The sequence below is a fragment of the Rickettsia montanensis str. OSU 85-930 genome (assembly GCF_000284175.1).
Lineage (GTDB): Bacteria > Pseudomonadota > Alphaproteobacteria > Rickettsiales > Rickettsiaceae > Rickettsia > Rickettsia rickettsii.
This window is the reverse complement of sequence record NC_017043.1, coordinates 739624-763047: the sequence shown is the minus strand read 5'-3', so window position 1 is coordinate 763047 and position 23424 is coordinate 739624. Positions and strand designations below refer to the sequence as shown.

The window sequence follows — 23424 nt, the reverse complement described above, 5'->3', positions numbered from 1 at the left end:
TCCTATTCATTATCTATATTAGAAAGCTCATCTTGTAATTCTCGAGAAAATACATCCTCCGATTTCTTAAGAGAGTTTTTGAAATTATTTAGGTCTTTATTTTCAAATATTTCAATAGATTTTAAAGTCTCGTTTGGAATTATAACTATAATATTTTTACTTAATTCATCTAAATAATCAGTGGTAACGGAAACTTTCAGTACTCCTCCATATTTGCTCTGTTTGCTACTTACTACAAAATCTTTTAAAGATTTACTTTTAAAATAGTTTTCAGAAGTAAAGATCATTGTTATAAAAAATAGTACTAACGAGATAGTAGTACCTACGGCCAATCCTGCTAATAGCCCTAAGAATCTGTCAATAAAACCGTTGCACATAAATGAAATTATAGCAAGAAATTTATAAACTATAAAAACACATAAAATTAAAGCAATAACATAAGATATAACACCGGCAATAATTATTCTTATAACCTCATTATCCATATATTTCCCGATTAAGTCAGAAATATATGGATATAAAAAATATCCTAACATTATAGAAGTAATAAAACCGAGTATTCTAGTTGCAAACCCGATTATGCCTTGATATAAGCCGAAAAATGAGAAAAGAGTAATAATAGCAAAAATAGTAATATCAAAAAATGTGATCATTATTGTTAACTTCTATTGAATAATTGGATTTAAATCTTATATATTATGTAATTAAAAAGTTTTATTTATGGGTGATAAAATTTTTCATAACTTATCCGGTAAAACACTGGTTGCTACACCGCATGTAATTACAAAAGGCATTTACCATAAATCCTTAATTTATATGTTATCACACACGGAAGAAGGAGCAATAGGATTAATATTTAACCGCTTAGTAAATCATATAGATTTAAAATCGTTTTTTAAAATAAAAAATGACGAAATAACAACCCCGGTTATGGTTCCTATATATCTTGGCGGACCCGTAGAACATGAAAAAGGGTTTTTTCTTCATTCTAGCGATTATAATAAAAATTTGTTATTGGATTTCCATAATGATTTAGCAGTAAGCTCTAATTTAGAAATTTCAGAAGATATAGCTTTCGGTAAAGGACCTAAAAATAGCTTATTCATTGTCGGCTATACAGCATGGAAACCAGGGCAGCTTGAAGAAGAATTAGAGAAAAATCTATGGCTGGTTATGGATTGTAATAAAGAATTTATTTTTGCCGATAATCCTGAAAGTAAATGGCATAATGCATTAAAACACTTAGGCATTGATGAAATACATTTCTCATCACAAATAGGAAATGCTTAGAGGTTATCTGTTAACCATTTTTCGGTAAGCCTAAGCAATAATGCTTTAAAAATTTTCCCTGACTGCTAATTAAATACACAAAATTAGAATGTTGTAATTCATATTTGTTTGTTTTTACATCAAATATTTTGGATGTATAGAAGACCTTAAATTGATCTGCTAATTGTTCAACATCTTGGACTCTCCCCGTTAAACCTATAAAATTATCATCTATTTTTTCTAAATATTTTTTTAATACCTCACTTGTATCATACTCAGAATCTAGAGTAATAAAAACTACTTGTACTAAAATATTCTCTTTCTTCAAAATCTTAATAACATCTTCTACTCTTTTTAGTGCTTGATTGTCATATAAGGAATAGGTAGTACCAAAATAAATCAAACTTAAATGACCTTGCAAATGGGTACTATCAAATTTCTTTCCTTCTTGATCTATAAGAGTAAACTTAATTTTAGGCGAATCGTCCATATTACTAGTTTTCGCACCAATCTTAAGCTTAGACGGAGTGTTAATGAAGAATACAATAAACATAAAAATACTATGCCCGTAATCATAGCTAGTGCTATAAAAATTTTTATAATATACATTTGGTTTTTATTATTTCTCATAACCTAAGTAATTATTAATATTTATTTATAATAAAACTTATTCTCTCATATGTGCAATAAAAATCATCTTTCAGTATATTAAATATCGTAATATCTAAATTGTAATATTTTTAGTTAAACTTAATTAATTTATTAACTAAATTGAAATTTTTTGAGTTAATCTTAAAGTTAAGATTATTAAATAAAAAAACAACTAGGAAACGGATTAATTATGTACAATTATACCGCTTATGTAAAACGTTTAAATGATAAATTTAAAAAACAAGAACATACGGAAATAGTAGATAGTACTATTTCTGAATACCATTTATTTCAAATACTAAATGACAACAACAATGCAACTCAACCGATACAAACACTCCTAAATCAAAATTCGTTTGAAATAACAAATAATATTGAACACAATAAAGCAGAAAATATGAGGGATATAATGATGTTGAAAAAAGAAGAAATAAAGGAAGCAGAAATGGAAAATTTTATATCCGATATGTTAAAGGATAAAAATTTTATCGACTTAATTAATAAAGATAGTGAGAAATATGAATCTATTATTGATAGGAGTAATAAAGCTATAATTATATTAGGGCAAGAGAAAGAAGATTTAAATCTCATAGCTAATTTTCTTAAAGACGGTGAATTAATATTAGAAAGTAATGAGTATGGAGATTGGGACTTCTCAAAAAAAAGTCTAACAGCAAGTTCAAATATTTTAGATAGTTTTTATATAAAAAACGAACAATACTTAACATATAACAGTTCTTATTTGGATGCTGCTAATTCATCCTCTGAATCTACTATTGACAAATTTTTCCTACAAAAAATTCTAAGTACGACTCCTACTAAATTTATATTAGTAATAAAAAATATTGAAACCAAAAACTCTAACTCTTCCCTTGTCAAAGCCAATCTAGCAAAACTTGTCGGTATATTTATATTTGAACAATTTACTAAATTATTGAGATATATTGATATAAATGAAGGTAATAGTAGTGACCGATAGCCCAAGTAAGCAATAATCATACTCGTATATCTAAAATTATTGATGACACTATAAAACTCGGTAATTTTAGCGATGAACAAAAGAGTATCATTAATAAAATAAAAGATTCTATTTATGACCTCAAACTAGCGAGCAAGCAAAAGACTATACAAATCTATTAAATATTAGAGATGATAATTATATCATTCTAGATGAATATAATAAAATAACAATCGACGGCGAAAATTTAACATATATTTTAAATTCTATAAATGTAATTAATAAAGAAGTACCAATTAGTATCAATGAGCTTAAAACATATATAAAAAAAATGGGAACAAAATATAGAAAATAATTTAAGTTTTGAAGATGTTTTGCCTAAAACAGACAAATTGAAACAATTAATAGATATAGTAAATTATTATAAACAGTTAAAAGACAATGCCAAAACTATAGGAAATTTCTTAGAAACCATTAAAAAATTAAATCAGCTTTTAGAAACACCGAAATCAGAAAATAAATTAGAGAATCTTCTAAATTGCCTTAAATATTTATCTAACATCAAATTTTCCGAAAAAGAAAATTTGATTACACCTGTGTTACCTGATCAAGCGCTACTTATTTATAATTTATTAGAAAAATTACTAAAAGAAACTCATAAATCTATTAATGATTGTTATAAAAACGAAAACTTATATAAACATCAATTAGCAGAAATTTATTGTCAACAAGCACAAATCTGTACACCTAATGGCTCAACAAAACTATCTAAAGACTCAATAGGATTGTATGAAAACGCTGCTAACCTTGGTTCTGAAGAGGCAAATATAAAACTTGGGAAGATTGAATTTAAGAGCGGAAATTATGTAAAAGCTTTAGAATATTTTAAAAATACTACTCATATATCTTATGCAAAAGAAGCTTTTAATAAATTATTACATCTCAAAGAATCAGAACTAAAAAAGCAAATACAGCAAAAGAATCCGCAAGATATAGCTAAATTAGCATCAGAAATAATTGAATTATATTCAAGTCAAGGTGATTTTTATAACCAATATAATCTAGATATATCAGAAAAAAGTCTGCAAGATTCACTAAAAGTATTTTGTCTTAATACGAAAGCTCTCATAGAAGAACATGGAATATTATATTATATGATTTGTCTTAAAGAGTTAACATCAATAATTTCTTCACCGTGTAGCCAACTTAAATTTATGCAAAAAACTGAAAAATATAAAAATTTAGCAGAAAAATTTAAAGAAGAAAAACTAAAAACTGATTATACGAATATTACGACAAGCCGGTCACATGATTCATACTTTAAAGAACCTTTACTTAAGTTCGATGATTTAAACCTTAATTCTTCATTTAGACCATATTATGATAATAATGAAGATTCTAGCAATATGTTAGGTGCTTGTTATAATTCCTCAGAGTATCCTCAATGAGAAAAATTTAATATCTCTTAATACAATTTTATAGACAAGCAGAAATGTGGTGCTAGTATCAAAATAGCTATATTTAACGATGAATTAGATTATGACAAATAATCAATTTTCCGAAGATACCAAAAAAATTGCTGATCAAATAAAAGATGCATTAATGGGTATTAGTGACGATCTTGTACTTGAAAGTAAAGAGGTAGAGGAAATTTTTGAAGAATTAAGCCAAAATGAAGAATTTGAGTATGAGATGGAACGAATGCTTGCTATCTTAAATGAACAAACTATGGATTTAACTCAACTGCAAAGTCGGATTATCTTATTAATCCGTAAGTATTTAGATAAAACTAAAAACTTAAAGCTTAAAATGCTTAAAATGGATGAGAAGCTCATTAACAAGAATGTTGCCGAAGTCAGTAGTTATTTAATGCATCAGCATTCTAAAATAGTTAGAGATGCTAATAAAAACCTTGCAAACCCAAAAGACAAATTACAAGGTTTAACCAAACAATCTAGAATAGACTTAAAACGTTTATTAAAAAGCTTTGCCGTTTACCAAATTTATATGTTTATGAACCCAAAAAGAATAGCAGGCGAAACGAAGCTAATGAACTTCGCCTATAATATGATCAGAGGGGGCATGAAACTCGCTAAAAAATATGAAGGCGGCAAGGAAAAAGACATTAAATCATATTCACCTAGACTTATTAAAAAACTTGAAAAAGCTCATGCCGGCTTTAAAAAAAGTGGCGGTATATCAATTTAACTATTAGAAAAGATTTTTCTAAACGTAACCGTTACTAAATTAAAATCACCGGTTTCAGGAGTGCATGGCGGAGTTTCTTTTTCTTATTCAGGAAAGGAGACACTATGATTTATATTTCTATATGCAGTAATTTAGGTAATAGACTTTTAAATATTAAAAAAGCTCTAAATTTACTAGAAAGTTGTGATTTCATATTGCTTAAGCAATCTATTATTTTTGAAACACAAGCTATTCTACCACCTAATGCAGATAAAGCTTGGGATAAATTATATTTAAATATAGTGGTGCAGGGCAAAAGTACTTTAACGCCTAGTAAGCTTCTAATTGAACTTAAAAAGATTGAAAAACAACTAGGTCGAGCAAGCTCTTACGATAAATGGTCTCCAAGAGTTATTGACTTAGATATCCTACTTTGGAATAATTGCCATATAGATTTACCTGATTTAAAGATACCGCATCCTGAATTATTAAACAGACCGTTTCTTATTCATCTAATTGCAGGTTTTAGCTTGGAATGTCGTTATTCATGTCCGATCAATAATTTTTACAACAATAAAACCTTTGCAGAAATAGCACATTTAATTGAAAATCAAGGAGTTATACACTCTCTTGTTTTAAATCCTCAATTTGTCGGTATTTTAAACATTACTCCTGATTCTTTTTCTGATGGAGGGTTGAGTTTTCATAAAGAAGATGCCGTTAGAAATTTTGTACGCTTGATAAATGAAGGGGCTACAATAATTGAGCTTGGATCACAATCAACACGTCCTTCTGCTTTAATTATTAATGAAGATGAAGAATATGCAAGGCTTGATAATGTTCTTGCAGAGCTTAAGGAAGTTATAAAGGAAAAAGAAGTTATAGTCAGTATTGATAGTTTTACTCCTGAAGTAATTAAACGTGTTTTAAAAAATACCCTATTTCCTGTATCAACTTGGTTAAAAATAATCTAGATGATTATACACTACGATTAATTGCCGATTATAATTGTAAAATTATTACTATGCATTCATTAACCGTTCCACCGCAAAAACAAAAATGTCTTGATTTCGATAAATCTCCGCTTGCTAGCTTAAATATATGGACAGAGCAAGAAATAACAAAATTAGAAAAATGTGGATTTGATAGAAAAAATATCATTCTTGACCCTGGAATTGGTTTTGGAAAATCCGTTTATCAAAATTTATATATATTACAACATACTAAAGAATTTAAAAATCTAGGATGTGAGATATTGGTAGGACACTCACGAAAATCTTATATTTCTGCTTTTTATAATTCCAAAGCATCAGAAAGAGACTTAGAAACAATAGCAATATCAAAATATTTAATGAAAAACGTAGTTGATTATTTACGAGTGCATAATGTTATAGAGCATCAAAGATTTTTTGTAGCAGACCATATGATTAAATATGTATAGTTAAATGCCTTGGTCTTAGTACTAAGGAGTTTGAATATTTTTATCAGACGGTAAAAAATAATATTATAGTCATGGGACGAAAAACCTTTGACTCTATACCCGCAAAGATTTTAAAAAATTGTATTTGTATTGTTTTTTCAAGAAATACACCATTACAATCTTATAATAATATATTTCTTATTAAATCTTTAGATGATTTTTGGCAGGTAATAAAACCTTTTACTGATAAGAAAATTTTTATGGTTGGAGGGGCAGAAATAGCGACTCTTTTCCTAGAGCAAAATCTTATTGATGAATTTTTACTTACAAAAATAAATAAAAAACAATTATCAGATTTATAAATTTACTAAGAGGTTATCAGTAGATAAATTTTAGAACAGCTTAATATAAATCTTGAGCAATATAACCTTTTAAATCATCCATTTTATCAATTATGGAATATAGGAAAACTTACTCATTCTACTTTACAAATTTACGCAAAAGAATATTATCATCACGTTACAGCTTTCCCACGTTATATAAGTGCAATAAATTCTAAAAATGTAGTGATATACAAGCTAGACAAATATTACTTGGTAATCTTATAGAAGAAGAGCAAGGTGAAGAAAATCACCCGGAACTATGGAAACGTTTTGCTGAAGGACTTGGATGTTTAAGAAACCAACTCACTTCAGAACCTTAATTAGACTCAACTCAAAAACTTGTTCAAGGTTATTTTAAATTAACAGAGGAATCTTTTCTATAGGTCTTGGAGCACTTTATGCTTATGAGAGTCAGACGCCTAAAGTATCTGACTCTAAAATTCAAGGGTTACAAAAATTTTATGGAATTTCAGATTACAGAACTTTACAATTTTTCATTGTTCATAGTAAAGTTGATCAATGGCATACACAAGAATGTGCAAATTTGATTAATAATTTAAGCTCAAAAGAACAAAAATTAGCATATCAAGGAGCAAAACTACTATGTAGACGGTATAAATGCAACGTATCAATAATTTAACTATTATTCTTTCATAAAATGAAAAATATCTTCCTACATTCCTTAAGTCTTGAGAATTATCGTAATTTTAAAAATCTTGAACTAAAAACAGATAATACACCAATAATTTTAATAGGTGAAAACGGTAGCGGTAAAACTAATATTTTAGAAGCTATATCGCTATTTTATCCAGGAAGAGGGCTGAGATCAGCAAAACTTGCCGATATATGCAAAACTTCAGAAGATCATTGTCTAGTTAAAGCTCTATTGCAAAGTAAGCTAGGACTTGCAGAATTTACCACCCAATTTAAACGTAGTTCTAATAGAAGGATAACTGAGTATAACGAAAGTAAAATAGCCAATAATGAGTTAAGTAAATTCACTAACATGGTATGGCTGACTCCGCACATGGAAGGAATCTTTACAAGCGGTAGCAGTGATAGAAGAAAATTTCTTGATAGAATAGTTTATAATTTTGATCCAAAGCATGCAGAGCTAGTTAGTAAATACGAATATTACATGCATGAGAGAAATAAAATTCTAGTAGAAGATATAAGAGATGATAATTGGCTTAAAATTATTGAAGAAAAGATGGCTGATATTTCTAACCATATTGCTAATAATCGCTTAAAAACCTTAGAATTTATGCAGCAAGCAATAGATGACCTTGAAAATGAATTTCCAAAAGCCGATTTATCGATTGACGGCATTGTTGAACAAAAAATATTAAACGGCGAAGAAAATATTGTTAGTGTTATTACTGCAGAACTTTATCAAACAAGAAGCAAAGATAAACTACTTGGTCGCACTAGTTTTGGAGTTCATAAAAGTGACTTTTTAGTAAAGCATCAAAAGAAAAATATCTTAGCCAAATTCTGTTCTACTGGTGAACAAAAAGCTATACTAATTGCAATAATCCTTGCTGAAATGAATTATGCTATAAAGCTAACTAAAATAGCACCGATTTTACTTTTAGATGAGGTCTTTGTGCATTTAGACGACAAAAGACGTCAATATTTAATCGAATTTTTTACCGGCTTAAACATGCAACTATGGGTTACCACTACCAATCTAGAGGGCATAGAAAATTTTGCAACTAAAGCACAATTGATTAAGTTATAGTTTGTGTAATAATGTCATTCCTAGCTAAAAGCGGGAATGACATCAAGAGTATTTTCTGATCCATACAATAAAGCACTATCCCAATCAGATTCATAAGAAAAATTTACAACATCCTTCTTGATTTTTATCGCACCTCTTAAAAAACCAAAATAACTATTATTATTTTTCATAAAATAAAATTACACTTCACTTACATATTATATGAGCATTAGTTAAATTTAAAGTTTTTTGTATATAAATATATTGCTTAATCTTTTGAAACTGCTTAGAATTAATTTTTAATTTATGTAAATACTATGACAAAACAAGCTAATAAAATATCCTATGATGAAGTACCTTATTCTCCATTTACTTTCAGTTATACCTCCCCACCTTATTTAAGAACTATCGGCAAGCTATTCGGACTAAACCCTCCACCTCTTGAAACTGCTAAAATACTTGAACTCGGTTGTGGAATCGGTGTTAATCTGCTTAACTTTGCTGAAACATACCCTAAATCACAATCTCTAGGTGTTGACTTATCCAAAACACAAATAGAACTAGGTAAAAAAATTATCAGTGATTTGAAAATAAAAAATGCCGAACTAAAGGCATTATCTATATTGAACCTTGATGAGTCATACGGTAAGTTTGATTACATAGTTTGTCACGGCGTGTATTCATGGGTACCTGAAGAAGTACAAGATAAAATACTTGAAGTCTGTAATAAACTGCTAAATCCGAACGGCATAGCTTTTGTAAGCTATAATACACTCCCGGGCTGGAATATGCAGGGAACAATACGTGAAATGATTATGTTTCATTCAGAGCTATTTAATACTAGCCACGATAAATTACAGCAAGCTAGATTACTTTTAAAGTTCATCAATGACTCATTAGAAAGCTCCACAACGCCTTATTCTAATTTCTTACGAGATGAAACAAAATTATTATCTGCATATACGGACTCATATGTATTACATGAATATTTAGGCGAAATTAATACAGGTACATATTTTCACCAATTTATAGAAAAAGCTCAAAAAAATCATCTAAATTACTTAGGTGATACGTCGCTTACTGCGATGTTTATCGGTAATTTACCTACTCAGGCAGCAGAAAAGCTACAAGCCGTTAATGATATTGTTCGTACTGAGCAATATATGGATTTTATCACTAATAGAAAGTTCCGCTCGACATTATTATGTCATCAAAACATACCTATAAACAGAAAAATTGAATTTAATAATTTAAAAGAGTTTTTTACTAGCCTTAATATTAGACCGGTAATTCTAGAAAAAGCTGTTGATTTAACTAACGAACAGGAAAATGTTAGCTTCTATTACGAAAATTTACCTGAGCCTTTTATTTCAACCACTTCGCCGATCATGAAAGCTATTTTATATGTATATGCCGAAAATATTAGCAATCCGATAAGCTTAGAACAAGTAGCAAAAGAAGCTTTTAAAAAGCTTGGTAAATATCAATTACAAGATTTCTTAGCAGCATTAGAACAGCATTTTATCATATTCATTTTTCAAGGTTATCTCAAAATATTTGAGACCAAACCTCATGCTATAGCAACTATCACCGAAAAACCTAAAACTAGCGAATTTGCAAGATATCAAGCAAAACAAGCACATTTTAATAATGTAACTAGCGTGTTTAGCGTCACTAATAGACTTAACGATATGGTAGGTATACCGATACACGAAAAATATATTTTAGAAATGTTAGACGGTACGCATAATATTGATGATATTAAGAAAGGCATTCTTGAAAAAATTAATTCAAAACTTTTAACTGCTCGTGACGATAAAGGACAGGAAGTAACAGATCCAAAATTATTAAAAGAATTTGTTGACTATGTAGTTAATACATCCCTTGAGAAATTCCGGGTGAATTATCTGTTAGTAGAGTAATTAAAATGTTCATGGTCAAGTCTACTTTGTTGCATGGATCAGCTTTTCCGTTATTGCGAGTAGTCGTAGACTACAGCTAATCCATAAAAATATAATCCGAGTAAATGAAAAGTAGCTATATGAAGCTCAACTTGGAAAAGAGCAAGGAGCCTGTAAACCGAGGAGCGGAGCGTATACTTAATACGTGAGCATCCGAGGACTTACAAAGACGATGTAGCCAATTTTTCAAGTTGAACGAGTATAACTATGCTACTAATTTTTCACGCAATACTTCAACTAACTTATTAATTGCTTCGGTTGGGTGGATGTTCTCAAGGATAGCAAGCTCGCCTGCAAGTCTATTTAAAGCTGATTCGTAGAGTGTTCTTTCACTGTAAGAACGATCATTATCAACATTTTTATGTAAGTCCCGTAATACTTCGGCTATGGCTACAATATTACCTGAGTTAATTTTGCCTTCATATTCTTGGGCTCTTCTACTCCACATTCTATTTCCTTGTTTTGGTTTACCTTGAAGAGTTGAATATATGACATCTAAATCTTTTCTGCTTGCAACCGCTCTAAGACCAACAACCGCAGCTCTACTAACAGGCACTTTTAATGTCATTTTATCCTGCGAAAAGGAAATTACATATACTTTAATTTTAGTACCTGCAATAGTATGATATTCTATATTTGTTATTTCACCAACTCCATGTGCAGGATAGACAATTCTCTGCCCTATTTTAAACTCGGATTTTTGTTCGGATTGTGTTATATTTGCCATTATTAATTCCTCCGTAGTGGTTTTAGTGCCTAAGAACTTAATGTTAGACTACTATTTTCTATAGCATAGCACATTTTGCTTTTATTATAAAGTAGAGATTTTTATTGAAATAAAATTGATACGATTTTATTGTAGATAATATTAATAAGTTAAAGGAATAAATATGCGAAGTATTTTTATTGTACTAATATTTTTATTATTTTTGAGTAGCTGTTCAGAAGAAAAAGCACAAGATAAGAACCATGAGGAAAAACAAATAATAGAGCACGAAACTCTACAAAATAACGAAACTTCTAAAGAAACGAACCAGGAAGCCGTAAATTCTGAAAATACGGCTGAATCAATAGTTCCTGCTAATGATAATAATCAGACTGATGAAGTATCAACGCCAGCTTCACAAGAACAAAAAAATCCTGCAATAAAACCTGTTAAAGTCACTTTTAAAGTTGATGATAATGATATGGTTCTCGGTAACAAAAAATCAAATGTTATAGTAGTCGAGTATTTTTCTCCTACCTGCCCACATTGTGCTTATTATCATCAAACAATTTTTCCAGAACTCAAGAAAAAATATATTGATACTAACAAAATTGCATATGTGGTTCGTGAATTTATTGCTACTAAACAAGATTTAGATGCTGCAATTTTAGCCCGCTGCAAGGGGGATACAAATAGTTTTACACAACTTCATAATATCATGTTAATACAACAAGATAAGTGGGCATATAGCAATAAATACAGAGAATTATTAACTGATATAGGACAACTTGGCGGTATTTCTCCGGAAGAATATAAACAATGTTTAAATAATGATAAAATTACTGAAATACTAATTGCTAATACCAATTTTGTAGCACAAGCACCCCAATTTATAGGTACTCCTTCTTTCTTCGTTAACGGAGTACAAACAGGAAGTTATAGCATAGATACTATTTCCACAGCAGTTGATAAAGCTTTAGAGGAGCAGTAAAGAAAAAGCAAAAAATGAAATGAGCCTGTAATTTAGATCGTTATTGCGAGCAGTCGTAAGCTGTGCGGCAATCTCGTTAAATATCCTGAGATTGCTTCGTCGACGCCTATGGCGTCTTCTCGCAATGACGGGGATAAACTAATGAATACGGAAAAACTAAAAGATATCAAAGCAAGAATTAAAGATTTAAAAACTCCTAATTTTTCTAATCTTAAAATTCGGCAAGAAATTAGCCCGTTCACTATCGCTGTAGATTTAGTTTCAGGTACAATGGTAGGTGTCGTAATTGGAATATTTACGGATAAATTTTTTAATTCTAAACCTTTATTTCTTATTATATTTACAATAATAGGAATGATTGCCGGCTTTAACATTATAAGGCAAAAAGTAAATAATAAAAAGTAAGGAAATGACTCATAGCCCTTTAGCACAATTTGATATCAAAAAATTAATAGACATCAAAATGTTCGGTTTTGACGTCAGCTGTACTAATTCGAGTATCTATATGTTACTTGCTAGCATTTTAGCTCTAACTTATTTTTACTTAGCTTTTTATAACCGGAAATTAGTACCTTCTAGATTACAAGTGAGTGCTGAAATAGTTTATAATCTTGTAGCTGATATGTTAAATCAGAATATAGGAGTAAAAGGACGTAAATTTATTCCGTTAGTTTTTAGTTTATTTATTTTCATTTTATTCTGTAATTTACTTGGTATGACGCCTTATAGCTTTACTGCTACTAGTCATATTATCGTTACTTTTACCTTGGCAATTCTAGTATTTTTAACGGTAACTATAGTTGGTTTTGTAAAACACGGCTTACGTTTTTTAACCCTTTTTTTACCGCACGGTACTCCTTTATGGTTAGCACCGTTGATGATAGTAATTGAACTATTTACATATTTAGCAAGACCGGTTAGTTTATCATTGCGACTTGCCGCCAATATGATGGCAGGACATGTTTTATTAAAAGTAATGGCCGGTTTTACCGTTTCATTAATGATTTACTTGAAATTTCTGCCAATCCCTCTTATGGTTATACTAATTGGGTTTGAAATTTTTGTTGCAATACTTCAAGCTTATATTTTTACTATTTTATCTTGTATGTATCTTAATGATGCTATTAATTTACACTAGGCTTTTTGCACAACTTGCTTCTAAAGGTAATTTGTACGTCAATCCGATGCTCGAATCCTCACGTACTTTTTTGTACGCTGCGGTTCTGTGCTTCGTGTTTCTTGCAAATTCCTCTTTATTAGCTTCGTTGTGCAAAAAGCCTATTATACAGATAATTAGATAAAAATTTTTGATTAATTAAAAGTGAGGTTTTTTATGGATATGGTTTCTTTAAAATTTATTGGTACAGGACTTATGGCTATCGGCATGTACGGTGCAGCTTTAGGCGTTAGTAATATATTTAGCTCTCTACTTAGTTCAATAGCACGAAACCCTTCGGCTACAGAAAACTTACAAAGAATGGCTCTGATCGGTGCAGGTCTTGCTGAAGCAATGGGACTTTTTTCCTTTGTAATTGCTATGTTACTTATTTTTTCTTAAAATTCATTTTTAAATAAGATGCCTCAATTTGATATTGCTACCTATTATTCACAAATTTTTTGGCTTATTGTTACTTTCGGCTTATTGTATATCTTTGTTTATAAATTTATAACTCCAAAAGCTGAAGAAATTTTTAACAATAGACAGACAAATATTCAAGATAATATTATGCAAGCCGATACATTGACCATAGAAGTAGAAAAGCTAAATAAATATTATAACGAGGAAATAGACAAAACAAATACTAAAATAGATAGGCTAAAAAAAGAAAAAATAGACTCTTTAGAATCAGAATTTTTAATTAAAAAAAAGAATCTAGAGCAAGATTTAAAAAACTCTATAAATCAAAACATTGAAGGTATAAATTTAGCTGCTAAGCAATTTAGAACTAATAAAAACGCAGCAATCATAAAGCTTGCCGTTAATATTATTGAAAAAATAGCCGGCACTAAAGCAGATATGAATTTACTACAAAATATAAAAAATATAAAAGTAAAATAATGAATTTCCTAGATGAGAGCTTCTGGCTTGCCGTTAGTTTTGTAATTTTTGTGTATTTAGTTTATAGACCGGCAAAAAAAGCCATTTTAAATTCTTTAGATGCTAAGATTTTAGAAGTCCAGGAAAAAGTTCTAAAAGCTGAAAAGTTAAAAGAAGATGCTGCTTTGCTCTTTAAACACACCAACGCACAAATAAAGAAATTAGAAACTTTACGCTCTCACATGATAGAAGAAAGTAATGAAGTTACCAAGAAAATTATTCAAGAAAAAACTAAAGAAATTGAGGAATTTTTAGAACATAAAAAATCTGATGCTATACAGTTAATGCAAAACCAAAAATCAACCGCAAGTAAAGAGCTACAAGATGAATTTTGTGATGAAGTGATAAAACTTGTATCCGAATATTTTCAATCAGTTAAGCTTTCAGAAAGCAACATTGCTAAAAATTTAATGGATAAATCTGATTTTCCTCAGGATGAGGGTAAAGCTACATAGCCACACTAACCACTAGCTAGCAATTTATTTAAAATTGCTTCATCATTAACACATACCCGTAATATCGAGCCATCAATAAAATATTCAGGATGTTCGTTTGTTATCTTATTTGTTAATTCAGGATAGGCTCTAACAAATTCTTTTACACAAGTGAAGTTTTTACTAGAGCTGTTAATCGCTCCTAAGCAAATCGCTTCAAAACATAACATTTTAGCTATTTCTATATTTTTAAGGTCAGATAAAACTCCTAGTTGTTTTGTTAAATATCTATCGCCTAAATAGCCTTTCACCCCCCAATTTCCTAAAATTGAGAACTTATTGTTCCACTTATCTTTAGCAGCATTAATATATATTTTATTTAAAACATTCTTTTGTATTTTTTGTTTAATTTCTAATGTAACTTCCTCAAAATCGCCTCTTTGTAATATAAACTCCCTAGTTTCATTATTTTTTATGGTGCAATTTTTTTGAGATAAGTTTTTAGCCCTGTAGTGACCTAAACCTAAAGTTTGTATGTACATTAAATAAGATTGTTTATAGAACTCTATAACTTCGTATGTATTATCTAATTTTCATAAATCACTCCGATATTATTAAGAGAGCTAGCAATAAAAGAAGGATGAACTAATTCTTGATCGATTTTTAAAGCTTTCTTATAATATTTTAACGATTCTTCAAATTTACATAATATATATTCATTATAATAATCCATTTTTTGATATAAATTTGCCTTTCTACATTTATCAATTTCAATATCATCATTTAATATTTTTACTACATGGGGATAAAATATTTTAGAATTTTCCCAGTCTTCACTTGGAACATCTGTTAATATTGGAAATAAATCATCTAAGATTTCTGCTAGTCTTGTATAAATCTCTTTTTCATCTATCGCATATTCTTTATATTTATTTATATATTGCTTTGTTATAAATTGCGTTAATCTATGTAATTGTAAGCCGGCTTGTCCATTTTGGTATGTTAGATTCATTATCGATAATGCTTCTAACCTTTTTATAGGTTCTTGTAGCTTTTCTTCATCTATTAAAAATAATCCTTTGAAAATCTCTATACTGATAAAATCAGGGTCTAAATCTGCAGAATATTGTAATATCTACCAAGCTAAAGGTGATTTTTCTTAATAATTGTAGTAATAAAACGGTTTCTATATGATCATCTTTGCTATTTTTAAAGTAATTTTAATGTAATCATTTACTTTAAGTAATTTATTTGCTTTTAAATATGCTACTGCTTTAGATAGCCTATAAGGTGATGCAGCGGATAATGAAAATCTCTATGAGCAAAATATAAACTAAGCTCTGCGAGCCATACACATAAAGAATGACCTGTGAAAGATAAATTATAATTATTCTCTTCAGCATATTTGGTAATCTCCTTTGTAGCTTCATATGCGGGGCCGCTTGCTGTGCCACTATCTGCTCACCTAAAATACTTTTAAAATGAGCTTTAAACGGTGAATTAGTTTTGAGCAAATCTAATTTTTCAAATGTAGTACCTCGATAGGTTTTTTCATTTACATATGCTACTGCGTAATATCTACCTATTTCAGGCTTGTTAAATATTTTAAATACTTTCCAGTCTTTTAATTGTTCATTTCAGGTTTTGACATTTTCATTATTTTCTTTTTCTACAACAAACTCTACAATATCACGTAGAATCCATATAAGCATGTAAACTAAATAAACCATGTACAAAATCGGTAGGGTGGTGCTTATAGTTTTGATTATTTAAGATAATTTTACTTTCAATCTTTTGTACAAGCTCACTAGAAGCATTAGGCATCTTGCCCCAACTTACATTACCGATAAAATTATTATTTTGGATTTTAGCGGCTATTTCCTCTAGCTACGGAAGCGTTAAATGTAGATTGCTAAAATCTAAATGAACAAATGAAGGGGCATGCTTTTCTAGACACACTATAATTGTTTGATAGTCACTTATAGTTTGAGAATAGTTAACTAGATTTTTTGAAGAAAACATATCTGCTTTCATAAATATACTTCATAAAATTTTATTAGTTGTATTGTATAATACTAATTGAATTGCACTTTGTGTTTTCAACCGAATTTTTTGAAGCATTATAAATTAAAAGTTATTATTTCAATTATTATTTTTATTCTGAATTTAAAATTAGATTATTTAAGATCTTATATTATAGGAAAATATAGAATGGTGACCCCTACGGGACTCGAACCCGTGTTCCCACCGTGAAAGGGTGGTGTCCTAACCACTAGACGAAGGGGCCTTAATTTTAAAGTAGGCAACATAGATATATTAGTCATACCGTGGCTATGACCACGGCATGACAGTAAGTTAGAAGTTTTATACAACACCTTTGCAAATGTTGCAAGTATAAAAATTATAGGTTTACCTTAAGCTTAACACTACCTTGATGACTTCTATAATGTTTATTTAGATAATAATTATAATCCAACGAAATAGTAGTATTTTTGATACTGCCTATAATACCCGTTCCTAAATTATAGGATGTTTTCGGTTGCTTCGGTATTAGATAATTATGTTTGAATGTATTATCAAATATTTTAACAACTCTATTTATTCTTTGGGTTTTCTCTTTAAAATTATGTTCTACCGCTCCTTGGAATGTTAGACCTAAATTATTAAATTTTAGAGCATCTTTTAAAGGTACTGTGACTTTAGTACCGACAATTCCGGACAATATATTATTCTCTTTCATTGTAAGAGCTATTTCTTGTACGTTAATACCGGTTTCATTATATACCCCGTCTCGTGACTTCCCGTATCTTAAGCCGATATTCGGGGTAATAAGGAGCTTGCTCTGCAAAAGATAATTATAATTCAGTAATGCTTCCACATTATAACTATGATTACGATGTTTTACATTACTTCTAATTTTAGTATCACCATATGAATAAGTTGTTTTATCTTTAATAAAGTTTTTAGAAGCAGATACTAAAGCTTGTAGTGCAAAATTCTTCGGTAATTCTTTTTGTCCGTAAATAGAAACCACATGACTATTAATAAGTTCTTTATCATTATTTTTACTATTTTTAAATTTAAATACTGAATGAACATTACTATAAGCTATACCTACGATATTATTGTCGATTTCAGCATCGAACCCGATGGTAGCACCTTTGTTAGTACCTCTATAACCGGTCATATTGTCAACGCGTCCATGATTATTAGTGCCGTACATACCACGCATCCACAAACCTCTTTTTATATGAGACTCTTCTTCATCACCGGCTCCTACTGCTACCATATTATTAGACATATTCATAGATGCATCTAATCTGTTACGAATCATATTATTTACAATAGTATTAACAACTTTCGCTTGATTTAAAGTAGGAGCGTTTTCTGAAATTTGCGTTTGCATTTCTTTTTTTGCTTCCTGTTCAAGAGGAATAGCCGTATCAACTTCTGTTATTTTAAGATTACCCCCATCGGAATCGGATAATTGCCCTATTGTTTCTTCCTCCTCTTCAAACCCTGAATCATAACTTTCTTCATCTTCGCTACCATCGCCTAATGCTAAACATTCCTTTTCTCTATCGTCACTTAATGCTAATGCACACTCATTACTTGATGCAAGTGCAGGTAATGAAGATAATTGTCTACTTACTTCTTTTACTTCTGTATCTTCTGTATCTTCTGTATCTTCTTGTTCTTTATCTCCTGCAGGTAAGGTAGATTCTGATTTACCATCCGACGCTAACATGTCTTGTAACAATAACTGAGCAAGAATATCTGCAGCTTCTTCGCCTTTATACTTCTCTAGAAGTAACGAAGAAATTTTTTCATCATGTTCTTGTAATCGTGCATTTATTGCTAAAAGCATTTTTTCATCTAATTCCTCTACATCCTGTATACGATTACTTATATAAGCCATTGCTTCTTTAATATGATTAAGTTCCTCACTTCTAGAACTCGAACCAGGCAATTCTTCTATTTTTTGTATTTTATTGCTTAATACTCTTATATAGGTATCTACATAATCTTTATCAATTTCTATAGTTACATCACGACTACTCAAATCATCACCATTAGATAAGCTGTTTATGCTACCAACTGAAGATGAACATGAAAATACCGGCTTACTCTCAGTTACCTTAGGTTTAGATTCAGTATCTAGATGCTTTATCTCCCCTTCTAACCAAATCTTTTCTTTCAATATCTCAAATACTTCGAGCTTTAACTTCTTAAATTTTGGATCATCATGATTTAAAGTATCTAACTCCAATTCCTTAGCTTTATAATCATTGGCTATTTTTTCATGTTTAGATTTTAATTCCCCTAATTTCATAACATTAGAATTGTTTAAATCCTCTAAGCCACTAACCGAAGGTGAACGGGATAGATTTGATTCTGCATCACTAGGTACACTGCTTATGTCACCAATTGAATAGGAACGTGACATTGATACATCTGTGCTTGAATACTCTTTATTTAAAGAAAATGCTGCTTCCATGGCTTTCCTTTTTTCTTTTAATTGTGATTCTTTTGAAGATAAGTCTCGTGCTTCTATAGCTAACCGCTTAAATTCTAGGTTTTCTGGATCTTGATATTGATTCAATTTGGCAATAGCTTGCTTTTCCTTAACTATTCTAGCTTCCTCTACTTTTAATAGTTTATCTTCTAAATCCAAATAATCTAATTTCTTGTCAAGCTCGGCACTTCTTAATAATGGTATAGGTAATTTTCGTTTACTAGTATTCTTGTAACTTATAGATGGCTTAGGTTGCTCTGTCTTATATGTTGTTTCTGATGCTAAATTCTCATAACTAACCGACTCATATATAGTAGATAAATTAGATAATGGCTGTGTACCTTTTTTAATAGTACTATCAACCAAATTTAGCCTACCTTGTGATCTATCAAGTAAAGCTTCAGCTTCTTTTAACACCTCAGGGGGAGCAATATTATATATTGAAGCATCTACATCTGTAAGTTCTCTTACTTCTGATGCTCCTAGTTGTTTAAGTTTGTTTAATAAATAACCGCGTGTATTTATATCACGAACTTTCTCAACCCTCAATACTACTTCTTGATATTGATCATTATCTAAATAAGGTAAAGATTTGGTTATTGTTGAATCTATTGATTCCTTAGGTACTCCTGAAGAGCTTATGGAACTTATAGCATTTATTATAATATTTTTATGATCTTCTCGAAATTGTTGAGCTTGCGGGGAGTTATATAGTGACCCTACATTTATAGCTAAATTTTTTGGTAAGTTATTCATATTAGCAGTCGGCATAGAATGGCTATTTCCCCAATTTGGATTAAATCCAACATCTGCATCTGTTTCTATATTATTAAAGTGTTTATCTGCTCTGCTTTTAATAGCATCCAATTTTTTTTCTGCTTTTGCATTATATGCTTTTATATCTTCCGGTTTGCGTATTAATACCTGCTGTAATTCTTGAGAGATTTTAATTGCTTCTTGGTAATCATTTTCTATTTCCTGTAAAGCTAAATTAAGTGATTTTTTTTGTGAAGGACTGGTTGTTTGCAGTATTGCGGTTCTCTTTGCATCTAAAAGGCTTATAAGCTGAGTTGCCTTTTTTGTGAATCCACTAACTACACTTAAACTAGACTCCTTATGATTCTCATTTCCCCAAGCGTGGCCAAATCCTCCCTCTTGATCTACTGTTCTTTGTTTTGAGGTTTCTCCATCTCTTTTCCTTTTTCTGTTCTCTGCACCATTTGTTTGCAAAATTGACCCTGCTTTTGATACAGCTCTCTTTATTATATTACCTTGTTTTTTCTTACTAGAAACTGAATAGGTACTTTCTTCAGTTAAAGTTTCTTGAGGTGCATTTGTATTCATTCTTTGGTTATACGCTGCATCCAAACTCGCTGATAGTTGATCGAAATCATAGGCTGACGACAAATTTTGACTTTCCAAACTCCTAAAGCCTGAATCAAAACGTTCTTCTTGTGAATGTAAATCTAGCCCTAGATCATTCTGCATACCTAAAGTTTCGGTACGCATTTTTTCTGATTGCAGTTGTTGTATCTCCGGAATACTTCCACTTGCATTATTTTTCCTCGATGAGTCACTTTTAGCAACCGTTGTATTTTGTGTTGGCGTTACTATTTTGTCAAGCTTTGGACTTGAAGAATATGGTGCAGGATTTTTCCAATTTTTGTCAGATCTCAAGCTTTCATCTGTAGTTGTTGTTTGTAACAATGCTGATTTTTCTTCAAAATTTGATGATATTACACTTTTAGCTGAAGGCGAGCGTGATAATACTGGAGTACCGCTTTTTCTTGAATTCTCTTCATACTCTGCATAAGACTGAAATATTTCCGCTTGCTCATATGCTTTTTGAGTTTCCAGAATTCTAGCTTGCTGAATTTCATATAATTTCGAGTATAAACCTTCATATGCCTTTATACTGGCAAGATGTGCAACATCACCTAATTTTTGATTAAATTGATCCGCACTTAACTTTCTCATTGCTGCCACTAAACTATCTATTACACCATCTATTTGAGCTTGATTTGACTGATTTGGCTGTATACTATTCAAATAATTAATGTGTAGTGAAGCCTTAGCCTCGTAAATATCTTTGGAATGACTTGGAAGCTGTCCAGATACTTCTGAACGATTTTCTTGTATTTGCTGCTGCGGCATACCTAACACCAGATTACCTTCTAATGAACTATTCACATTAGCAGCTTGCGTATACGGCATATTGCCCCAACCTGAATAAAATCCGACATCTTCATCTGTTTCTTTACCTAAAGTGCCGCTTGATAAGCTCCCCAAGCCTGAACCCATACTTTTAGGGTCCTCTATTTCTTGACTCGGCAACATTACTGTATAAGGTTGCTGCTGAACTTTCATTGGCACTAAGTACCCCTCTTCATCCTCTGGTTGTTCACCTAAAATTCTCTGAACCCTATGACTTAATGGCATGGTTGGCTTTGCTCTTGGCGGCTGCTTATAAGTAGAACCGGTAGAACTATTATAAACAACAGGAGTTAATAACTTTTTATCTTGCATGGCTCGTAATGCCGTTCTACTTGTTTCTTTTTTCGCACTAGCGGCTACTTCTTTAGCTTTATCTGCTGCCGTTTTTATAGCTTTTTCTTGTTTCTTTATTTCTGATAACTGCTTTTGTGCTTCTTGTTTTTTCTTTTCTCTTTCTGCTCTTTGCTTATCCTCTGCTTGTCGCTGCTTTTTTGTTTTTTTTGCAGCAATATATTGTTGATTTTGTACTACTTGCTGAGCCTCATTAATTCTTGCTTGCTGTGCTTGAAACGCACTAACTTTGGTTGACGCCGTTGTAACCGGAACTGTTTCCTGCGATTTTATCGAAACTTTATTTGTTGGAATATCTATTTTTTCTATTTTCTGAAATAATCTATCTGCTTCATTGTTTTTACTTGTTAACTCTTTTTCAAGTTTCTTTATTTTATTTTTATTTTCACCTATTTTGATTCTTGTTTCTATCTCTTCAACTCTTGACTTGAGTGCTTCTGTTGTTTTTTGTGCTGAAGTTAGCTGCGTATACAACTTCTGCAATGGTTTTTTATTTTTTTTACCTGTGGTATCTTTAATAGCCTGTGTTACTTCAGCTAACTTGATTCCTATCATCTCATTAACTCGTGATATATTACTTACCACTCCTGCTGCAATTTCAGTACTGCTTTTTTTTGTAGGCAACGGTACAAATGTCGACTCCGGAAGAACTTCTGGTTTAACCTGTGAGCTAGATTGCACTGTCTGTTGTTGCGGGTCGCTACTGCTAAACGATAATCTTCGTGCTGCCTTTGAGTTTGTGTTTATGTTTGGTGGTGTATTAGCTCCTAAACTATAATTTGGTTTAGAATCTGGAGTAGGCTGATACGGAGTCACCGGTGTTGATGATGGAGTACCAGGTGCCGTAGCATAATGTTCAGGTGATGTCAGGGTAGTATTTGGTGTATTAGGTGCAGTGACAAAACTATTTGAAGCTGGGCTAACAGTAGGCGAAGACGCTGTTATTATAATCTCTGGTTTTTGAGGCATTTGTTCTGTTTTTTCAGTGCCTACAAATGTTTTGCGTCTAGTAATTGGCCGTACTTTTCTTGCTTTCCCGACCTCAGACTTACTACGTGCTACCACTTTATAATGATCCTCTACAGGAACATCTTTTAATGGATTAGATGCCTTAGGTTTGTTAGATATTTTCATTTCTCTTATTTCAGATGGAATATATGCGTTTATTTCCGGTTCCGGTACAATTACTGTTCCTATCTGCTGCGGGGTATTTGTCGTATCTGGGGTATTTGTCGTATCTTTGTTTCCGTTTAATTGTGACAAGCTATTCAACAATTTACTACTGAGGTCGATACAAAATGCTTCTTTACTCATCGCCATACCCTCAAAAGGTATTGCAATTATTGCTCCTACTGAAATAGAGGCAAGCAGAGAATATTTTAAGAATCTTGATTTTTTTAGTAAATGTTGTTCTGTTAACTTATTCATGATAAATATCTCAATTTAAATTAAAATTTTATATACATAAACGTTGGGTATTATAATAAATAAGTTAATAAAAAGCAATATATAAGTTAACTTATCTTAACTTATAATTACAAGAGAATTTTATGCTAATTATTGAA

20 protein-coding genes, 1 tRNA gene and 7 pseudogenes are annotated in these 23424 nt (G+C 30.7%); 18 read left to right on the top strand and 10 right to left on the bottom strand.

The features are described from left to right. Nucleotides 1–2: 2 nt before the first annotated feature. Entirely contained in the window at nt 3–653 is a 651-nt protein-coding gene (locus MCI_RS04195) for a CvpA family protein (RefSeq protein ID WP_014409795.1), read from the bottom strand. A 67-nt stretch (nt 654–720) separates the two neighbouring features. Between MCI_RS04195 and MCI_RS04190 the strand changes: the two genes are divergently transcribed. Continuing rightward, nucleotides 721–1290 carry a YqgE/AlgH family protein gene (locus MCI_RS04190; protein WP_010420684.1) on the top strand — a complete coding sequence of 190 codons (570 nt, stop codon included), beginning with the start codon at nt 721–723 and terminating at the stop codon, nt 1288–1290. A gap of 10 nt (nt 1291–1300) precedes the next feature. Here MCI_RS04190 and MCI_RS04185 read toward each other — a convergent pair. Further along, nucleotides 1301–1899, bottom strand: a pseudogene (locus MCI_RS04185) (SCO family protein). Nucleotides 1900–2110: 211 nt separating this feature from the next. Here MCI_RS04185 and MCI_RS09865 point away from each other — a divergent pair. The 9 genes and pseudogenes from MCI_RS09865 to recF all read left to right on the top strand — a co-directional run bounded on the left by MCI_RS09865 (nt 2111) and on the right by recF (nt 8609). Next, nucleotides 2111–2899: a hypothetical protein gene (locus tag MCI_RS09865; RefSeq protein ID WP_014409793.1), complete on the top strand. Its 789-nt coding sequence runs from the start codon at nt 2111–2113 to the stop codon at nt 2897–2899. Nucleotides 2900–3252: 353 nt separating this feature from the next. Further along, nucleotides 3253–3471 (top strand): annotated as a pseudogene (locus MCI_RS10540) (hypothetical protein); the annotation flags it as partial. Nucleotides 3472–4417: 946 nt separating this feature from the next. Further along, nucleotides 4418–5086, top strand: a complete 669-nt coding sequence (locus tag MCI_RS04160) for a DUF5394 family protein (RefSeq protein ID WP_014409791.1) — start codon at nt 4418–4420, stop codon at nt 5084–5086. Nucleotides 5087–5190: 104 nt separating this feature from the next. Beyond that, nucleotides 5191–6039 carry a 2-amino-4-hydroxy-6-hydroxymethyldihydropteridine diphosphokinase gene (gene folK / locus MCI_RS10320; protein ID WP_014409790.1) on the top strand — a complete coding sequence of 283 codons (849 nt, stop codon included), beginning with the start codon at nt 5191–5193 and terminating at the stop codon, nt 6037–6039. After that, nucleotides 6021–6506, top strand: coding sequence for a dihydropteroate synthase (locus tag MCI_RS10315; RefSeq protein WP_014409789.1), 486 nt, complete (start codon nt 6021–6023; stop codon nt 6504–6506). The genes folK and MCI_RS10315 overlap by 19 nt, the downstream gene beginning before the upstream one ends. A gap of 4 nt (nt 6507–6510) precedes the next feature. Then, nucleotides 6511–6881, top strand: a pseudogene (locus MCI_RS04145) (dihydrofolate reductase); the annotation flags it as partial. Then, nucleotides 6875–7093: a hypothetical protein gene (locus tag MCI_RS07780; protein WP_083837170.1), complete on the top strand. Its 219-nt coding sequence runs from the start codon at nt 6875–6877 to the stop codon at nt 7091–7093. The pseudogene MCI_RS04145 and the gene MCI_RS07780, both read left to right, overlap by 7 nt. A 114-nt stretch (nt 7094–7207) precedes the next feature. Beyond that, nucleotides 7208–7503: pseudogene (locus MCI_RS07775) on the top strand (iron-containing redox enzyme family protein). Between the two features lie 23 nt (nt 7504–7526). Then, nucleotides 7527–8609: a DNA replication/repair protein RecF gene (recF, locus tag MCI_RS04140; RefSeq protein WP_014409787.1), complete on the top strand. Its 1083-nt coding sequence runs from the start codon at nt 7527–7529 to the stop codon at nt 8607–8609. 20 nt (nt 8610–8629) lie between these two features. On the opposite strand, the gene MCI_RS09035 is transcribed toward recF, so the two are convergent. Further along, nucleotides 8630–8779, bottom strand: a complete 150-nt coding sequence (locus MCI_RS09035; protein WP_014409786.1) for a hypothetical protein — start codon at nt 8777–8779, stop codon at nt 8630–8632. A 126-nt stretch (nt 8780–8905) separates the two neighbouring features. Between MCI_RS09035 and MCI_RS04135 the strand changes: the two genes are divergently transcribed. Then, a complete protein-coding gene (locus MCI_RS04135) occupies nt 8906–10510 on the top strand; it encodes a methyltransferase regulatory domain-containing protein (RefSeq protein WP_014409785.1) in 1605 nt (534 codons plus the stop codon). Between the two features lie 104 nt (nt 10511–10614). Continuing rightward, a pseudogene (locus MCI_RS10535) lies at nt 10615–10744 on the top strand (palindromic element RPE5 domain-containing protein). 10 nt (nt 10745–10754) lie between these two features. Here MCI_RS10535 and MCI_RS04130 read toward each other — a convergent pair. Further along, nucleotides 10755–11276: a CarD family transcriptional regulator gene (locus tag MCI_RS04130; RefSeq protein ID WP_014409784.1), complete on the bottom strand. Its 522-nt coding sequence runs from the start codon at nt 11274–11276 to the stop codon at nt 10755–10757. A 163-nt stretch (nt 11277–11439) separates the two neighbouring features. Here MCI_RS04130 and MCI_RS04125 point away from each other — a divergent pair. From MCI_RS04125 to MCI_RS04115, 3 genes and pseudogenes are all read left to right on the top strand, one after another. Next, nucleotides 11440–12277: pseudogene (locus tag MCI_RS04125) on the top strand (DsbA family protein). A gap of 110 nt (nt 12278–12387) precedes the next feature. Next, nucleotides 12388–12651, top strand: coding sequence for an AtpZ/AtpI family protein (locus MCI_RS04120; protein ID WP_014409782.1), 264 nt, complete (start codon nt 12388–12390; stop codon nt 12649–12651). A gap of 4 nt (nt 12652–12655) precedes the next feature. Then, complete coding sequence (locus tag MCI_RS04115; RefSeq protein WP_014409781.1) at nt 12656–13384, top strand: F0F1 ATP synthase subunit A; 729 nt, start codon at nt 12656–12658, stop codon at nt 13382–13384. On the opposite strand, the pseudogene MCI_RS07760 reads toward MCI_RS04115, so the two are convergent. Then, a pseudogene (locus tag MCI_RS07760) lies at nt 13379–13558 on the bottom strand (palindromic element RPE1 domain-containing protein); the annotation flags it as partial. The gene MCI_RS04115 and the pseudogene MCI_RS07760 overlap by 6 nt on opposite strands. A gap of 21 nt (nt 13559–13579) precedes the next feature. On the opposite strand from MCI_RS07760, the gene MCI_RS04110 reads away from it, so the two are divergent. The 3 genes from MCI_RS04110 to MCI_RS04100 are packed head-to-tail and all read left to right on the top strand — an operon-like array spanning nt 13580 to nt 14799. Beyond that, the gene (locus MCI_RS04110) at nt 13580–13804 is read left to right on the top strand and encodes a F0F1 ATP synthase subunit C (protein ID WP_010976714.1); all 225 of its coding nucleotides are present in this window, start codon (nt 13580–13582) and stop codon (nt 13802–13804) included. 18 nt (nt 13805–13822) lie between these two features. Continuing rightward, complete coding sequence (locus MCI_RS04105) at nt 13823–14305, top strand: F0F1 ATP synthase subunit B' (RefSeq protein ID WP_014409779.1); 483 nt, start codon at nt 13823–13825, stop codon at nt 14303–14305. Further along, the gene (locus MCI_RS04100) at nt 14305–14799 is read left to right on the top strand and encodes a F0F1 ATP synthase subunit B (RefSeq protein WP_014409778.1); all 495 of its coding nucleotides are present in this window, start codon (nt 14305–14307) and stop codon (nt 14797–14799) included. Before MCI_RS04105 ends, MCI_RS04100 begins: the two co-directional genes overlap by 1 nt. Nucleotides 14800–14804: 5 nt before the next feature. Here MCI_RS04100 and MCI_RS10530 read toward each other — a convergent pair whose 3' ends face one another. The 5 genes from MCI_RS10530 to MCI_RS04070 form a co-directional block, all read right to left on the bottom strand. Beyond that, on the bottom strand, nt 14805–15008 hold the full coding sequence (locus MCI_RS10530; protein ID WP_014419674.1) for a hypothetical protein: 204 nt from the start codon (nt 15006–15008) through the stop codon (nt 14805–14807). Nucleotides 15009–15364: 356 nt separating this feature from the next. Then, the gene (locus MCI_RS04090) at nt 15365–15547 is read right to left on the bottom strand and encodes a hypothetical protein (RefSeq protein WP_041404215.1); all 183 of its coding nucleotides are present in this window, start codon (nt 15545–15547) and stop codon (nt 15365–15367) included. Between the two features lie 920 nt (nt 15548–16467). Then, the gene (locus MCI_RS10310; RefSeq protein ID WP_269479120.1) at nt 16468–16602 is read right to left on the bottom strand and encodes a hypothetical protein; all 135 of its coding nucleotides are present in this window, start codon (nt 16600–16602) and stop codon (nt 16468–16470) included. Nucleotides 16603–16990: 388 nt separating this feature from the next. Next, nucleotides 16991–17065: transfer RNA gene (locus MCI_RS04075), tRNA-Glu, on the bottom strand. Between the two features lie 114 nt (nt 17066–17179). Next, a complete protein-coding gene (locus MCI_RS04070) occupies nt 17180–23287 on the bottom strand; it encodes an autotransporter domain-containing protein (protein ID WP_014409777.1) in 6108 nt (2035 codons plus the stop codon). Nucleotides 23288–23424 lie beyond the last annotated feature (137 nt).

Bases quoted from the DNA above. Each gene is read 5' to 3' on its own strand.
- MCI_RS04195 (WP_014409795.1), bottom strand. From the start codon at position 653: ATGATCACATTTTTTGATATTACTATTTTTGCTATTATTACTCTTTTC.
- MCI_RS04190 (WP_010420684.1), top strand. From the start codon at position 721: ATGGGTGATAAAATTTTTCATAACTTATCCGGTAAAACACTGGTTGCT.
- MCI_RS09865 (WP_014409793.1), top strand. From the start codon at position 2,111: ATGTACAATTATACCGCTTATGTAAAACGTTTAAATGATAAATTTAAA.
- MCI_RS04160 (WP_014409791.1), top strand. From the start codon at position 4,418: ATGACAAATAATCAATTTTCCGAAGATACCAAAAAAATTGCTGATCAA.
- folK (WP_014409790.1), top strand. From the start codon at position 5,191: ATGATTTATATTTCTATATGCAGTAATTTAGGTAATAGACTTTTAAAT.
- recF (WP_014409787.1), top strand. From the start codon at position 7,527: ATGAAAAATATCTTCCTACATTCCTTAAGTCTTGAGAATTATCGTAAT.
- MCI_RS09035 (WP_014409786.1), bottom strand. From the start codon at position 8,779: ATGAAAAATAATAATAGTTATTTTGGTTTTTTAAGAGGTGCGATAAAA.
- MCI_RS04135 (WP_014409785.1), top strand. From the start codon at position 8,906: ATGACAAAACAAGCTAATAAAATATCCTATGATGAAGTACCTTATTCT.
- MCI_RS04130 (WP_014409784.1), bottom strand. From the start codon at position 11,276: ATGGCAAATATAACACAATCCGAACAAAAATCCGAGTTTAAAATAGGG.
- MCI_RS04120 (WP_014409782.1), top strand. From the start codon at position 12,388: ATGAATACGGAAAAACTAAAAGATATCAAAGCAAGAATTAAAGATTTA.
- MCI_RS04115 (WP_014409781.1), top strand. From the start codon at position 12,656: ATGACTCATAGCCCTTTAGCACAATTTGATATCAAAAAATTAATAGAC.
- MCI_RS04110 (WP_010976714.1), top strand. From the start codon at position 13,580: ATGGATATGGTTTCTTTAAAATTTATTGGTACAGGACTTATGGCTATC.
- MCI_RS04105 (WP_014409779.1), top strand. From the start codon at position 13,823: ATGCCTCAATTTGATATTGCTACCTATTATTCACAAATTTTTTGGCTT.
- MCI_RS04100 (WP_014409778.1), top strand. From the start codon at position 14,305: ATGAATTTCCTAGATGAGAGCTTCTGGCTTGCCGTTAGTTTTGTAATT.
- MCI_RS10530 (WP_014419674.1), bottom strand. From the start codon at position 15,008: ATGTTATGTTTTGAAGCGATTTGCTTAGGAGCGATTAACAGCTCTAGT.
- MCI_RS10310 (WP_269479120.1), bottom strand. From the start codon at position 16,602: ATGCCTAATGCTTCTAGTGAGCTTGTACAAAAGATTGAAAGTAAAATT.
- MCI_RS04070 (WP_014409777.1), bottom strand. From the start codon at position 23,287: ATGAATAAGTTAACAGAACAACATTTACTAAAAAAATCAAGATTCTTA.